This window comes from Streptomyces sp. NBC_00335 (assembly GCF_036127095.1).
Lineage (GTDB): Bacteria > Actinomycetota > Actinomycetes > Streptomycetales > Streptomycetaceae > Streptomyces.
The window spans coordinates 7,981,157-7,995,901 of the sequence record NZ_CP108006.1; the positions used below are offsets into that span (position 1 = coordinate 7,981,157).

Genomic DNA, 14,745 nt, shown 5'->3' on the forward strand with positions numbered 1-14,745 from the left:
GCGGGGAAGAGGGGCGGTCACATGCCGACGTAGTTCTCGGCGAACCAGTCCTGGTGGGTGCGGGAGGTGCGCAGGGAGTCGAGGCGGGCGCGCCGCAGGGAAGCCTGGAAGAACGATCCGCCTGACTGGTCCGGGGCCGGGATCGTGTGCAGCAGCCCCGTCATCCACTGGGTGAACTCCTGCGCGCGCCAGATGCGCGCCAGGGATTGCGCCGAGTAGCGGTCGAGGGCCGTGCCGTCTCCCGTGGCGAGGGTCTCGGCGAGCGCTCCGGCCAGGATCTCCGCCTCCAGTACGGCGAGGTTCGCGCCCTTCGCGGCGGCCGGCGCGGTCAGGCTCGCGGCGTCTCCGGCGAGCAGGAGCGAGCCGTGCCGCAGCGGTTCGACCACGTCGCACGCGAGGTCGACGACGCCGCGCTCGATGATCGGCCCCCTGCGCAGCGGACCGTGCTCCGCAGCGCGCATCCGCAGGTCGAGTTCGTCCCAGATCCGCTCCTCGGACCAGGCGTCGGCCGGGGCGCCGCGCCGGCACTGGAGGTAGTACCGCGTGACCTGCGGGCTGCGCGCCATGTGGCCGGCGAAGCCGCGGTCGTGGACGGCGTACCCGACGGCGTCGATGCTCGGCGGAGCTTCGGCGAGCAGACCGAGCCAGCTCACGCCCAGGTCGTGGTGGTGGCGGACCGCGTCGGGCGGCAGCGAGCGGCGGGACGCTCCGTGGCGGCCGTCGCAGCCGGCGACGTACCGGGCGTCCCATCGGGCGGGGCGGCCGTCCGGCTCCCGGGCGGTGACGTACGGCCGGGGGCCGTCGGCGTCGTGGACCGCCAGCGCCTCGGTCGCGAAGTGGATCCTGCCACCGGCGTCGAGGTAGTGCGTCAGGAGGTCCGTGACCAGGTTCTGCTGCGGATAGACGGTGTGCTGCTCGGCCCGTCCCAGGGAGCCGTAGTCGAGGCGGAAGCTGCCGTCCCCGGTACGGAACTCGCACACACCGTGGGTGCGTCCGTGCCGGTGCAAGCCGTCGGCGAGGCCGTGGCGGTCCAGGATCCGTACGGTGTTCGGAGCGAGGAAGCCGGCCCGGGCCCGGGTCTGGACGTGTAAGCGGTCGGCGCGCTCGAGAACGACGCAGTCGATCCCGGCGGCGAGCAGGAGGTTGGCGAGCACCAAGCCGGCGGGGCCGGCGCCGAGCACGAGCACATCGGCCGATGCCCGTAATCCTGGAAGATTCTGACTTTCTGTCATGGCGCGGGAATCATAGGCACGGAAAATCATGAGGAAGATCACGAGTAACCCGCATGCAGCAATAGGGTGAAAATCGTCAGAAAACCCGTCGGTGCCCGTGGGGGGTGGGTCGGAGGGCTCCGGTCGGCCCGGCCGGGGGGTGGGCGGGACGTCGTGAGTGCTGGGAAAAAGCTTTCGCCTTGGCCGTTTGGGCCGCGCGGAACGGGCCATAAGCGGGACAGGGAGTCCGCGGCGGTGAGCGGCGTGGGACTCCCGAGCGGCCCGAGCCGCGTAGTGGCTTTCCCCCCCTCGCCACTACGCGGCCGGGACGCCGGCCCGCACGACGTGCACCACCCGTGCGGCTGTGTGCTCTCCGAGCTTCCGCTCCCTCGGGCCTCCGTGTTGGCTTCCGTCGCGGCCATCGGAATCCTGCCGTGGGGAGCATCGATGGGATCTGGGCGCCCGGTCGGCGAAGCGGCAAGGCCTCGATCCGGCCGCTATCGGAGGGTGATCGCGCCTGTGTGAGGGCCGTAGAGCGTCCGTTCGGGTGGCGTTGCCCCCTCGCCGGTGGTAAGTGCGCCTGGAAGTACACCGGTCCGTGCTGTGCTGTGGCCACGACCCGAACACGGTCGTACGCGGGCCCGCCCGCTGTTCGCGGCAGGTCTGGCCCCAACAGCGAAGGAGGACTGATGTCGAGCTATCCGAAGGACCGGCGAAGGCGGAGCAGGTTCGGTCAACTGCTCGTCCTGGTCATGGTGTTGGCAGTTCCGCTCTTGGATGCTTCCGGGGCTCACGCCGCCGCGGTGCACTCCAAACAGGGCCCCGACTGGGATGCCATCGCCCGGTGTGAATCCGGAGGCAACTGGCGTGCGAACACAGGCAACGGCCACTACGGCGGATTGCAGTTCACCCAGTCGAGCTGGAAGGCGGCGGGAGGCCGCAAGTACGCACCACGCGCTGACCTCGCCACGAAGGCGGAGCAGATCGCGGTGGCGAGGAGGCTCGCCAAGATCCAGGGAATGGGGGCCTGGACCTGCGCACGACGCCGCTGACGGGAGCGCTCCAACAGAGCGGCTCCGCAGCTCTGTTGGAGCTGTGTCGACCGGACGCCCGCCAGGTCGGCTCTTGGTGCTCCATCGTCGGTGGTGCCATCGCTAACTCACCGCTCGGGGGAGGTAGTTCACCAGCCGTCATCGTCGGCCCATCGCGTGTCCCGGAGCCGGTGACCGGTGCACGTCGGATGGCGAGGCCGTCGACCGGTTCGACACCCGGAAGTTCCGCGAACGGCTTCCCCGGCGCGATGAGTTTCCCGCGCGGCGCCCGCTGCCGATCAACACGTACGGCATGTATCGGACTGCCGTGTCCACCAGCAGGCGCCAGTGCGCGCAGGCGCCCGCCTGCCCCGTTGTACGGCTCCGGCCGACGGCGTCGGCCGACGGCTCCGGTACGTGCCGAGCCCGTCGGCACGGGCCGGGTTGCCCCGGTCGGGGCGGCCCCGTCCCGACCGGGGCTGCCGTATGCGCGAGGTCTGTGGAATCGGCACCGTCGGGCTGGCCGTGCACCGTGGTTGACCTGCGGTTTCATTCGGAATTCCGAGGGTGTGGGGGTGCGGTGTGCGGATGCGGGCCCGGGGGGCCTGTGTCAGCTTGGTACGAGTGGGGGCTGGACCGGGGGGCGTCTTCCCCGAAGGGGTGCATCACAGATGAACCGACTTCTCGCCACGGCCGTGAGCACGGCCGCCGCAGCGCTTCTCGTGGGCGGTGGGGCAGCCTCGGCCTTCGCCGCAGGGCCCACCGACGACGCGACCACGAAGCTGTGCAGCAGTCTGACCGAACTCAAGGCCGACAACGCGAAGTTGCGCACGCTCGACCCGGCGACAGCCACCAAGGACCAGATCAAGGACGCGCACAACGCCGTCCAGGAAGACTGGAAGACCGTCGCCGAGTCCACGGCGCAGTTCAACGCCGCCCAGAAGGACGCGGTCAAGTATGCCGCCGACGACGTGAAGAAGACGTACGAGGACCTGCCCGGCGACACCACCGGCGCCGAGGTCCTCGCCAAGCTCACCCCGGACCTGCAGAAGCTCGACACGGCCGTCGCGAGCGCCCAGACCGGCCTGCAGTGCGGCTGACCCGGAGGTAGCACCGGGCCGGGCGCGGCACGGGCACCCCGCTCCGCCAGGAGCGGGCACCCGGTGCCGCCGGCCGGTCACGCAGAGTGCGGCCGAGGAGGTCGCAGGCCCGTACGCGGGTCGGTGGCGGGCAGTGGCCCGAGTTGTCCGACAGCAACGCCGGCTCCCCAGGGGAGCCGAAGACAGGACCCGGCCGGGGACGAGGAGGCCCCGGCCGGGTCCTGCTGCGCACCGGCGCTGGAGCGGGTCGTACGTCCCGTCCGCGCCGGGCCTCCGTATGGGCCGATCGGGGGAGGACGGCGCCGCATCGGACGGCCTAGCCTGGACCGGCAGGAGTGGGAGACCGGGGGGCCGAGTCCGAAGGAAGAGCGCCTCCATGGGCATCACCCGCAGTTCCGCAAGCCGTCTTCGTGCGGGATCCGTCGTCGCGGCTGCCGCCGCCCTCGTCCTGTCGGCGGCCGCCGGCGCATCCGCCTTCGCCGCCCCGAGCGGCCCGGCCGCCCCGGCCGACGGATCGGCCGGGCGGTCCGCGGCGGGCCCCGCGTCAGCCGTGAGCGCCTACGGCCCGGCTCAGGTGCCGCTGGGGATCTCCCGGCTGGCGCAGGGCCCCGGTCACGACATCGCCATCACCATCGACGACGGTCCGGATCCGCGCTGGACGCCCCAGGTCCTCCAGGTGCTGCGGGAGAACCACGTCAAGGCCACCTTCTGCATGATCGGAACCCGCGCGCAGCAGTACCCGGACCTGGTGCGGGCGGTCGCCGCCGAGGGGCACAGTCTCTGTGACCACTCGGTCGACCACGACGTGACCATGGACCACAAGCCCGTCGCGTACCAGCGGCAGCAGATCATCGATGGCAAGTCCATGATCGAGCAGGCGGCGCCGGGGGTCGCCGTCCGCTACTACCGCGCTCCCGGGGGCGCCTTCACCCCGGACAGCCGTGCGATAGCCGCCGCGAGCGGGATGCGGCCGCTGGGCTGGAGCGTGGACCCCAAGGACTGGAGCAGGCCGGGCCTGCCGGCGATCGTCGCCACCGTGGAGGGAAGCCTGCCCGCGCAGCCGACGGTCCTCTTCCACGACGGGGGCGGAGACCGCAGCGAGACGGTCGCGGCGCTCAAGGAATACCTGCCGTGGCTCACGGCGCGGGGCTACACCTTCACCTTTCCGAAGCTCGCCACCCCGTAGATCCGCGATGCGCGGGTACCCGCTCGACGAGTGCGGCGCGGCGATGGCAACGCCGTGCGGTTCCTCCTCCGGGCCGTGATATGCATCACGACCCGCACGGCCCGCACGGCGCCTCGGTGGCCTCCTCGGTGATCCTGCACCTCGCGACATTTCGCGCTATGTCACTGTTTGGCCTTGACATGCCGTACTCCACCAGAAATGGAATCTGACCCTCCGGTTTTCTCGTCGCCAACAGGGCTGACGGGGAGGGATTCTGTCGGCGGGCCAGGCGGGTGCCGGAGTGGCGGCGACGGGGGAATGCACGATCTTCCGGCCGTTTCAAGCCATGGCCCGAGCGTCCCGCGGGGCTGAGCGGCGGTCGCTTGCCAGGCCGTCGGAGGGCTTCTAAGAATGGCGACTCCTCCGGTCCTCCGGCGCCCGTGCGGTCCGGCGCCGGGAGCTTCGCGATCACCGAGTGAGGTCCCGCATGAAGAAGCACCGTAAGAAGACGCACCAAAGGAAAATAGCCGTCGCCGTCGGAGTACTGGCCCTCGTGGCCGTCCCCACCACCGCCATGGCCTGCCTCGACCCCCAGGCGACCGGCCCGATGCGGCCCGTCGCAGCCGAGCAGCAGGGCGGTCCCTGGGACGCCGACTCCCACGGCGACCTCCATGGAGACTCCTACGGCGACCCCTACGGAGACCCTGGCGCGCAGCAGCCCGTCGAGGTCCCGGTTCAGCCCGGCGGCCCCGCCGAGATCGTCGAGCAGCCGGCCGTCCAGCCCCCGGTCGTCCAGCCGCCCGCCGAGCCGGCCGGGACCCCCGCGCCCTCGGACTCCGCGGCACCCTCCGGTGCGGTGGCCGAGGTCCTCGCGCTCGTCAACAAGGAGCGGGCCACGGTCGGGTGCCCCGTGCTGACCGTCAACGCGAAGCTGACGAAGGCCGCGCAGGACCACAGTGAGGACATGGCCGCCCACTCGCAGATGTCCCACACCGGCTCCGACGGCTCCGACCCGGGTCAGCGGATCACCCGCGCCGGGTACCAGTGGAGGACGTACGCCGAGAACGTCGCGTACGGCTACGACACCGCCGCCAAGGTCATGGACGGCTGGATGAACAGCCCGGGGCACAAGCGGAACATCCTCGACTGCAACGTCAAGGAGATCGGCATCGGCCTCGCGCAGCCCGGTCACTACTGGACACAGGACTTCGGCGCCACCCGCTGATCCGGATCCCCCTGATCCGGATCCCCTTGCTCTCCGAAGGCGGCGCTGCCGGCGCCGGTCAGGGACTCCCCGACCGGCGCCGGCAGCGGGTCATCCGCAGGCCGCGGTCAGTGCCGCGGTGAACTCCGCGGCCAGTTCGGTGATCACCGGGAGGTCGAAGGCCAGCGCGTTGTACTGCAGCCAGCACCGCAGGCCGCCGTCCGGCTGCTCGACCACGGTCAGCTCGGGCACCCCCCGGTCGCCGCCCGGCAGCGGCCAGGGGACGGTGCTCCCGCGCGGCAGTTCCCAGGGTGCGCAGGCCAGGCCGGGCAGTTGGGCGGGCGCGGCCCACGCCTCGTAGCGGAGCCAGGCCGCGAAGGGCACGGACGGACTGAACTCGGCGAACGGGTACAGCTGGTGGTCCAGTGCCTCGCTGTAGACCGCCCGCAGCCGGTCTACCAGCTCGGCGAAACCAGGTCCGCCGCTCGCGTCCACACGCAGCAGCAGCGACTGGACGAAGCAGCCCACCGTCCGCTCGGCTTCCGGGCGCGGGCGGCCGGGCACCGGGGTCATCACCACCAGGTCGGGGCGGCCGCTGCGGCTCGCCAGCAGTCCGGTCCAGGCCGCCGTGACGGCCAGGAAGGGAGTGGCGCCCAGCTCGGCAGCCCGGGCCCGCAGGGCTTCGGCCAGTGCGGCCGGTACCTCGAACTCGTGCGCCTGGGTGAGCACTTCGTCCACCGCGCGGCGGCCGGCGAACTGCTCGACGGCCTCCGGCGCCCCGGCCAGCGCGGCCTGGAAGTGGGCCCGTGAGGCCGGCCAGTGCGCGTTCGCCCAGTCCACCAACTCCTGGTAGCCGGGGCCCGAGCGGGCCGGTGGCGCCGACCGGCCCCGCCGCAGTGCCGAGTAGAACACCCCGAGGTCGGCCAGCAGCACACCGACCGACCAGCCGTCGGAGACCATGTGGTGCACCGCGACCAGCACCACGTGGTCGGTCTCCGACCGGCTGACCACCAGAAGGCGCGCCATCGGGTCGCGGGCCAGGTCGGTGAGACGGTCGCGCTCGACCAGCAGCAGGGCGTCGACCTCCGCGTCCGTGGCCCCCGGGGCCCGGGTCAGCGTGATCCGCACCCGGGGCTCCTCGTCCAGCACCGCCCGTACGACGCCTTCCCCCGCCGCCTCGAACCGGGTCCGCAGCGCCGGATGGCGCCGGACCGCCTCGGTGAGCGCCCGGCCGAGGGTCTCCGGTTCGAGCCGGTCGGTGACCCGGAACAGTGCCGTCACCGCGCCGGCGTCCCGCCCGGGGGCCTCGGCCATCCAGCGGAAGAAGTTCTCCTGCTGCGAGGTGAGCGCGACGGCGTGCGGCTGCGCACGGAGCGCGGCCAGGTAGGGGGTCACGGCCGTTTCCGTCCCGGTAGCTTCTCCGGCAGCTTCTCCGGCAGCCCCGCCGTCAGCGGCATTCCGCCGCCGGTCGGGGTGGTCCAGCCAAGCGGCCTGGGAGCGCAGCGAGGGCCGCTCGAAGACCAGGGCGGTGCTCGCCCGGACCCCGAACTCGCCGCTGATGCCGGTGGCGAGCTGGACGGCCCGGAACGAGTCGCCGCCGAGCGCGAAGAACTCGGCCGCCACGTCGGTGACCGGCCGGCCGAGCAGGCGCCGCCAGAGTCCGGCCAGCCGCAGTTCCGTAGGGGAGGACGGGGCGACCGCGGTACCGGTGGACTCCGCGGGTGCGTCGAACAGCGGGCGGAGCCGGTGCTTGAGCACCTTGCCGCTCGGATTCCTGGGCAGGTCGCCGGCGAGCAGGATCCGGACCGGCAGTTCGGGCCGGCTCAACCGGGCGCTGAGGAACAGCCGGAGCTCGTCCAGGTCCAGACCGGCGGGCCCGGCCACCACGACCGCCACCGGGACGGCGCCCATCACGGGGTGCGGGAGGCCGAGCGCGGCCGCGTCGGCGACCGCGGGGTGCTCGTGCAGGACCTCCTCGATCCGCAGCGTGGAAACCTTCAGCGCACCGCTCTTGATGACGTCGCTCTCCCGGTCGACCAGGTACAGGTAGCCGTCCGGGTCGAGGCGGCCGACATCGCCCATCCGTACCCAGCCGTCCTGGAACACCCGGGAGCTCTCGGCAGCGGCCCCCAGGTAGCCGCGGGGCGGTCCGGGCTGGCGCAGCCAGACCTCGCCGGCCTGCCCGGCGGGCAGCGGCAGCCCGTCCGCGTCGAGGATCCGGAGGTCACCGGGGTTCGCCGGGCGGCCCAGCGAGCCGGGGCGGCGGGTGTCGACCACGGTGGAGATCTGCGCGGGCGAGGCCTCGGCGGAGGTGTAGGTGTTGACCAGCGTCGCGCCCGGCAACGCCGCGGCCAGCGCGGCCGCCACCGGTACGGGCAGTGCGGCGGCGGAGGAGTTGACCAGGCGCAGACTGCTCAGGTCGTACCGTCCCGCGGTGCCCGCGTTGACCAGTTCGATCGCCATCGAGGGCACCAGGAAGGCGGTGCCGATCCCGAACTTCTCGACCGCGCCGCCGAACCGGTCCGCGTCGAAGCGCGGCAGGCTGAGCAGCGTGGGCGCGGCGGTCAGCGCGCCCAGCAGCATCACCTGGCCCGCGTTGGTCCCGATCGGGAAGGCGTGCAGGGCGTACCGCGAGTGTGCGTAGGCGCGGCGGCGGGGGCGGGCGTCCAGGCCCGCGGTCAGGTTTCCGTGCGCGGCGAGCACGCCCTTGGGCGCGCCGGTGGTGCCGGAGGTGCCGATCACCTGGGCCGGGTCGGCCGGGCCGACCCGGTGCGGCGGACCGGCCGGCGGCTCGGGGTGCGCCGCCAGCAGGTCGTCCAGCCGCAGGTCCACCAGTCCCGGAATGGTGGGCAGGCCGCCTACGCGCTCCTGACCCTCTCCCTCTCCCTCGTCGTCACCGTCCCGCAGGACCGTGCCGGCTCCGGCCAGTGCGGCCAGGGCGGCGGCATCGGCCTCCGACAGGTCCTCACGGACCGGGACCGGTACCCCGCCCGCGTACTGGACGGCGAGGAAGCCGACCGCGTACCGCTCCCAGCGGGCGTTGGAGAACCGCAGCACCACCCGGTCCTGCGGTCCGACCCCGGCGGCGGCCAGCCCGACGGCGGCGCGCAGCGCCTCCTCGCGCCAACGGCCGTAGCTGAGTTCCCCGCCGCCGACGACCTGCAGCGCGAGGTGGTCGGGGTGTTCGGCGGCCCGCGCGTCGAGGAGCTCCGGGACGGTCGTCGCGGCGGGTGGCAGGGTGGTGGCGATGGCGGGCTCCGGTGTGATTCGTGGGGAGTGTTCAGGGACGGGGCGGGCAGGATCAGTCCAGGTGGGCGGCGGCCTCCTCCTCGCTGAGGGCATCGATCTCCGCGACCAGCAGGGCCTCGATCCGGGCCGCCAGGGCTGCCGGGGTGGGGCTCTCGAAGACGTCGCGGATCGACACGTCGAGACCGACGCCGGCCCGGATGCGCGCGGCGACCCGGGTGACCAGGAGCGAGTCCCCGCCGAGGGCGAGGAAGTCGTCCAGTACGCCGACCTTCGGTAGGCCGAGCACCTCCTGCCAGAGCTCGACCACCAGGGCCTCCGCATCGCTGCGGGGCGCCACGTATCCTGCGGCGCCGCCCGCCGGGTCCGGGTCGGGCAGGGCCGTGGTGTCGAGCTTGCCGTTGGTGGTCAGCGGGAGGGTGTCCAGCAGCAGCACGGAGTCCGGCACCATGAAGGCCGGCAGCCGCAGCGCCAGGAACTCGCGCAGTTCGCCCGCCCCCGGCGCGGCTTCGGACCGGTGTCCGGCGGCCGGCCGAAGGACGGCGTACGCGATCAGCCGGCGGCCGTCGCGGACCAGCACGGCCACCCGGCCGACCGCCGGATGGGCGGTGAGGGCGGCCTCGATCTCGGCGGGCTCGATCCGGTATCCGCGGATCTTCACCTGACCGTCGGCGCGGCCGAGGAACTCCAGCTGCCCGTCGGCGCGCCACCGGGCGCGGTCGCCGGTGCGGTACATCCGGCCGTCCGGGGCGTCGGTGAACGGATCCGGGAGGAACGCCTCCGCGGTGAGGTCGGGCCGGGCCGAGTAGCCGCGTGCGAGGCCGCTGCCGCCGATGTACAGCTCGCCCTCGGAGCCGGCGGGCAGCAGGCTGCCGCGCTCGTCCAGGAGGTAGAGCCGCACCCCCGGCAGCGGACGCCCGAGCGGCGGGCGCCGATCGGCGGCGGACCCGCGACCCGGGCGGGCAGCTACGTCGCCGCCGGGACCGCCGGCGAGCTCGCCCGCGGTGACGATGACGGTGGCCTCGGTCGGGCCGTAGGTGTTGACCAGCCGGACGGCGTCACCGTGCAGCTCCCGCCACTGGGCGAGGGCGACGGCCTGCGCCTCGGACCCCCCGAGGACCACCAGGCGCAGCGCCGGCGGCCACGGGGTCTGCTCACCGAGGGACACCAGCTCCTGCCAGTACGCGGTCGGCAGGTCGAGTACGGTGACGGACCGTCCGGCCTCGCTGCGCAGCAGGTCGGGCAGCATCCGGCCGCCGCCGGGGAGCAGGACGACACAGGCGCCCGCGGTGAGGGCGGGCCAGATCTCCTCGGCATGGGTGTCGAAGCCGATGGAGGCGAACTGGACGATCCGGTCGCCCGGCCGGAGCCGGTAGCCCTCCGGTCCGGCCATCCACCGGACGCGTTCGGCCAGGGAGGCGTGCTCGATGGCGACGCCCTTGGGGGTGCCGGTGGAACCCGAGGTGTAGAGCACGTACGCGAGGCCGTCCGGGGCGCTTCCGGGCAGCGGGGTCCCCGCGGGAGCCGTGCGCCCCGGCTCGATGCCCGCGGGCCCGGCCTGCCCGGTCTCGGTCCTCGGATCGCCGGCCTTCTGTACGGGGACATCCGGTGCCGGGACTTCCCGTACCCGGACGTCCAGTACCGGGACTCCCAGGTCCGGACGCTCGCCTCCGGTGAGCAGCAGGGCGGCCTCCGCCTCGCCGAGCATCAGCCGCTGGCGCTCGTCGGGGTGCGCGGGGTCCAGCGGCAGGTAGCCGGCGCCGGCCTTCCAGATGGCCAGCAGGGCGGTGACCAGTTCGAAGGAAGGCTCGATCCGGACGCCCACGGCGCGGCCGGCCACCGGGCCCAGTCGGCGGGCCAACTCATCAGACGAGCGGTCGAGTTCGACGTACGTGAGGACGCGGCCGGCACACTCCAGAGCGGGGGCGTCGGGATGGGCCGCGACCTGACCGGCGAAGCCGAGCAGGATCGGGAGCGCGTCCTCGGCGACGGCGGGTCCGGCGCCGAGAGCGAGCAGCGCGGCGCGCTCCTCGGGGGCGGGCAGCCAGTCGCCGTGCAGCGCGACCTCCACGTCCACGACGGCCCGGGTGAGCAGGTCGCGGACCCGGCGCGCCAGGGCCTCGACCGTGGCGCGCTCGAAGAGCTCCCGGTCGAAGCAGAACGACAGCGTCATCCCGCCGTCCGGGGTGCGCCAACTGTCCAACAGCAGATCGGTCTTGGCCCGGTCGAAACCGGAGTCCATGTCCGCCGTCCGGACGCCCGTGGGCAGCAAGGTCCGCTCGTCGGCGCCGGCCAGCTCGTATTGGCTCTGGTGGACGAACACCGCCTGGTAGAGCGGGCCGACGCCGGGCAGTACGGGCAGTCCCAGTTCGGCGGCCACCCGCTCGACCGGGATGTCCTGATGGTTCAGCGCGGCCATCGTGGCGGAGCGCACCCGGCGCAGCACCGTACGGAAATCGGGCTCGCCGGTGAGGTCCGCGCGGATCACCCCGGTGCGGGAGAAGTAGCCGAGCAGGGCCTCGTGGGCGGTCTCGTTACGGCCTGCCAGCGGGGTGCCGACGGCGAAGTCGTAGCAGCCGCTCCAGCGGGCCAGCACGCTCTGGTAGGCGGCGAGCAGCACCATGAAGGGGGTGCAGCGCTGTTCGCGGGCCAGGGCGTCGAGTCCGGCGACGAGGCCGGGGTCGAGGGCGAGGTCGGCGAAGCCGGCCGGGTGCGTGGGCTCGGCGGGTCTGGGGTGGTCCAGCGGCATCCGCAGGGCGCTGACACCGGCCAGTCGTTCGCTCCAGTGATGGACAGCCTGCTCGGCCGCGCCGCCGTCCAGCCTGGTCCGTTCGGCGAGGGCGAACTCGCCGAACTGGAGCTTGAGCTCCGGCAGTTCGGCCCGCCCCTCGCCGATCTCCTCGCGGTACAGCGCGAGCAGTTCGCGCCACAGCACGGTGAAGGACCAGCCGTCGGAGACGATGTGGTGGACCACCACGCTCAGGGCGTGCTCCTGCTCGCCGGCGCTGACCAGGACGACCCGCAGCGGCGGGCGCTCGCCCAGGTCGAAGGGGGCGTTGACGAAGGGGGCGCAGGCCGCGGTGAAGGACTCCTCGGCGGTGTCCGGTATCGGGACCAGGGTGAGTACGACCTCCCGTACGGGCTCCACGAGTTGGACGGGATGCTCGCCGTCCAGGGCGAACCGGGTGCGCAGCACCTGGTGCCTCTCGGTGAGCCGGGTGAGGGCCGCGCTCAGGGCCCGCGGGTCGATCGGACCGCTCCAGCGCCGGTTCAGGTACATGTTGAACCCGGCGTCCTCGGGAGCGAGTTGCTGGAGGAACCAGAGGCGGCGCTGCTCGTCGGTCAGCGGATGGCGGGCGATCGGGGCCGGGGCCGGAGTCGGGGCCGGAGTCGGCGTCGGAGTGGGGATCGGGGAAGTCATGCGTTCGTCTCGCCTTTCGCGCGGGCCCGCAGGGTCTCCAGGCCGATCAGGTCGTCGGACTCGGCGTCCGGGACCTCCCGGTCGAAGCGGGCCAGGACGGGGATGCAGAGGCTGATCAGGACCAGAGCGGCCATGGCGAGGCCGAACACCAGGTAGAGCAGGCCGATGCCGCGCCCGTCACCGGTGCCGATGAGCGCGCCGACGCTGGAGGCCAGCGCGCCGCCCTCGTCCATCAGGGGCTGGAGCAGCTCGGGGCCGGCCGGGGCGACGAGGGCGAAGCCGATCGGCAGGGTGGACCAGGCGACCAGGGTGTTCACCGCGATCACCCGGCCGTGGAAGCGCATGGGCACCTTCGTCTGGATGACCGTGGCGTAGATGCCGTTGAGCAGCGCCAGACCGTAGGTCATGCCGAACGCGCCCGCGGCGACCACGGTCACCGAGGGCCGCAGGCCGGTGACGACGCAGGCGGCGGCGAGACCGAGGGTGGCGAACAGGACTCCGCGCAGGCGCATCCGGCGCGGGCCTCCCCAGACCAGCAGGGTGAGGCCGCCGAGGACCGCGCCCAGGCCGGCCGCGGTGGAGACCCAGCCGGCCGCGGCGGTCGAGGAGAAGGAGAGCACCAGCGGGGTGATGAGCAGGAAGAGGGGTGAGAGGAAGATGTTCAGCGCCGCGAACCAGAACAGCATGGCTCTGAAGTGGCGGCTGCCGAGGGCCCGTTGGAAGCCGGCCCGGATCTCGGCGCCGACGCTCTCGCGGCGGGTGGCGGCCATCACGTCGGGGAAGCGCACCGCCAGGGTGACCCCGGTGGCGATCAGGTAGCTGACGACGTCGAAGACCAGGATGCCGCCGAGGCCGATCACGTGCAGGATGCCGACCGCGATGAGCGGTACGAGGAACTGGGCGAGGCCGAGGGCCATCTGGACCACACCGTTGGCGCGTCCGAGGAAGCGCTTGGGCACCAGCTGCGGTACCGCCGAGCCCCAGGCGACGCGCTGGAAGGCGAGTGCGGCGGAGAGCAGGGAGATCATCACGTAGCAGTGCCAGATCTCCAGCGAGCCGCTGAGGTAGAGCACCAGCAGGGCCGCCTGGGTCAGGCCGGCCGCGACGTCGCCCCACAGCATCACCCGGCGGCGGTCGCCGCGGTCGACGATGGCGCCGGCCAGCGGGGCGACCACGATGCCGGGCACCAGGCCGAAGGCGGCGAGCATGCCGAGCTGGAACAGCGAGCCGGTCTGCAGGTAGATCCAGATGGGCAGGGCGAACTCGGTGAGCGCCGAGCCGATCATCGAGAGCTGCTGGCCGGTGGCGATGGCCAGGAACCGGCCCATGGTCGGGCGGACGGGGCGGCGCTCGCGTGCCCTGCGGGATGCGCCCGGCTTCCCGGGCGCCGGCTCGGGTTCCGGAACGCGTCCAGGCTCGGGTGCCGGAACGTGTCCAGGCTCGGGTTCCGGAACGTGTCCCGGCGCGAGAGCCGGATCCGTTCCGGTGGTGTCGCGGGAGAGGCCGGCCAGCCACCAGGTGGCGTCGGCGGTGGGCCCGTGCCGCGCCTCCTCGCCGGCGGCGATCGAGCGGTGCACCCCGGTCAGGATGTCGGCCAACTCCTCGGCGCGGTACTTGAGGTAGAAGTGCCCGGCCTCGTCCAGGACCACCACGGCGGCGGTCCCGGTGATCCGGTGCCACTCGCGGAACCGCTCCTGGTAGAACTCGGTCGCCGGATCGCGGTCGCCGCAGACGGCGATCACCGGCGCCGAGATGGCGCCGCCCTCGCTCTCGTACAGTTCGCCGAAGTAGCGCTCGGCGCCCTTGGTGCCGACCCGGCGGTTGTGCACGATCAGCCGCAGCTGCTCCTCGTCGACCTCGTCCACGTCCAGGCCCGCCGAGGCCAGGGCGTTGATCATGCCCTGGTCGCTGCGCAGGCGGGCGGCCAGCTCGGCGAAGCGCTCGGCCATCGCGGCGCCGCGGCCCTTCGGGCGGGCGAAGGGGAAGATCCCCCCGAGGTGGACGGCGTCGATCTCCCGGCCGGACGCCTCCACCCGGCGGGCGATCTCCACGGTCAGCCGGACGCCGACCCCGCAGTGCCCGTAGAGCACCAGAGGTCCGGCCACGTTCGCGACGATCTCCTCGGCGCAGAGCCGGGCGACCTCGTCGATGTCCATCGCCTCCTCGCCCAGCTCGTGGCCGGGGACGGCGATGGAGTGCAGGGCCCAGTCCGCCGGCATGGCGTCGGCGAGCGGCTTGTAGATCAGTGCGCTGCCGCCGCCGTAGGGGGCGCAGACGACGGTGGCGGCCGCCTTGCGGCGCTCGGGGGTGAGCAGGTGCAGCAGCCGGCGCGGTCCGCGGTCCGCCTCGGGCGTGGCCACCAGTTCG

General features: G+C 73.2%; 8 protein-coding genes. 4 read left to right on the forward strand and 4 right to left on the reverse strand.

Going from position 1 to position 14,745, the window contains the following annotated elements:
- Positions 1-17: 17 nt before the first annotated feature.
- The gene (locus tag OHA37_RS36130; protein WP_266911822.1) at positions 18-1,232 is read right to left on the reverse strand and encodes a 4-hydroxybenzoate 3-monooxygenase; all 1,215 of its coding nucleotides are present in this window, start codon (positions 1,230-1,232) and stop codon (positions 18-20) included.
- 668 nt (positions 1,233-1,900) lie between these two features.
- Here OHA37_RS36130 and OHA37_RS36135 point away from each other — a divergent pair.
- The 4 genes from OHA37_RS36135 (at position 1,901) to OHA37_RS36150 (ending at position 5,732) form a co-directional block, all read left to right on the forward strand.
- The gene (locus tag OHA37_RS36135; protein ID WP_323182395.1) at positions 1,901-2,263 is read left to right on the forward strand and encodes a transglycosylase family protein; all 363 of its coding nucleotides are present in this window, start codon (positions 1,901-1,903) and stop codon (positions 2,261-2,263) included.
- Between the two features lie 650 nt (positions 2,264-2,913).
- Positions 2,914-3,342: a hypothetical protein gene (locus OHA37_RS36140; RefSeq protein WP_266911824.1), complete on the forward strand. Its 429-nt coding sequence runs from the start codon at positions 2,914-2,916 to the stop codon at positions 3,340-3,342.
- 376 nt (positions 3,343-3,718) lie between these two features.
- On the forward strand, positions 3,719-4,528 hold the full coding sequence (locus tag OHA37_RS36145; RefSeq protein ID WP_266911826.1) for a polysaccharide deacetylase family protein: 810 nt from the start codon (positions 3,719-3,721) through the stop codon (positions 4,526-4,528).
- A gap of 466 nt (positions 4,529-4,994) precedes the next feature.
- The gene (locus OHA37_RS36150; RefSeq protein WP_266911828.1) at positions 4,995-5,732 is read left to right on the forward strand and encodes a CAP domain-containing protein; all 738 of its coding nucleotides are present in this window, start codon (positions 4,995-4,997) and stop codon (positions 5,730-5,732) included.
- Between the two features lie 90 nt (positions 5,733-5,822).
- Here the strand turns inward: OHA37_RS36150 and OHA37_RS36155 are convergent, their stop codons facing one another.
- The 3 genes from OHA37_RS36155 to OHA37_RS40895 are packed head-to-tail and all read right to left on the reverse strand — an operon-like array spanning position 5,823 to position 14,738.
- The gene (locus tag OHA37_RS36155; protein WP_266911830.1) at positions 5,823-9,053 is read right to left on the reverse strand and encodes an AMP-binding protein; all 3,231 of its coding nucleotides are present in this window, start codon (positions 9,051-9,053) and stop codon (positions 5,823-5,825) included.
- Positions 9,013-12,378: an amino acid adenylation domain-containing protein gene (locus OHA37_RS36160; RefSeq protein WP_266911832.1), complete on the reverse strand. Its 3,366-nt coding sequence runs from the start codon at positions 12,376-12,378 to the stop codon at positions 9,013-9,015. Before OHA37_RS36160 ends, OHA37_RS36155 begins: the two co-directional genes overlap by 41 nt.
- Positions 12,375-14,738 carry an MFS transporter gene (locus OHA37_RS40895; RefSeq protein ID WP_443046351.1) on the reverse strand — a complete coding sequence of 788 codons (2,364 nt, stop codon included), beginning with the start codon at positions 14,736-14,738 and terminating at the stop codon, positions 12,375-12,377. The genes OHA37_RS36160 and OHA37_RS40895 overlap by 4 nt, the downstream gene beginning before the upstream one ends.
- Positions 14,739-14,745 lie beyond the last annotated feature (7 nt).

Excerpts from the sequence above, each read along its gene's own strand:
- OHA37_RS36150 (WP_266911828.1), top strand. The coding sequence starts at position 4,995 with ATGAAGAAGCACCGTAAGAAGACGCACCAAAGGAAAATAGCCGTCGCC.
- OHA37_RS36145 (WP_266911826.1), top strand. The coding sequence starts at position 3,719 with ATGGGCATCACCCGCAGTTCCGCAAGCCGTCTTCGTGCGGGATCCGTC.
- OHA37_RS36140 (WP_266911824.1), top strand. The coding sequence starts at position 2,914 with ATGAACCGACTTCTCGCCACGGCCGTGAGCACGGCCGCCGCAGCGCTT.
- OHA37_RS36155 (WP_266911830.1), bottom strand. The coding sequence starts at position 9,053 with ATGCCCTCAGCGAGGAGGAGGCCGCCGCCCACCTGGACTGATCCTGCC.
- OHA37_RS36135 (WP_323182395.1), top strand. The coding sequence starts at position 1,901 with ATGTCGAGCTATCCGAAGGACCGGCGAAGGCGGAGCAGGTTCGGTCAA.
- OHA37_RS36130 (WP_266911822.1), bottom strand. The coding sequence starts at position 1,232 with ATGACAGAAAGTCAGAATCTTCCAGGATTACGGGCATCGGCCGATGTG.
- OHA37_RS36160 (WP_266911832.1), bottom strand. The coding sequence starts at position 12,378 with ATGACTTCCCCGATCCCCACTCCGACGCCGACTCCGGCCCCGACTCCG.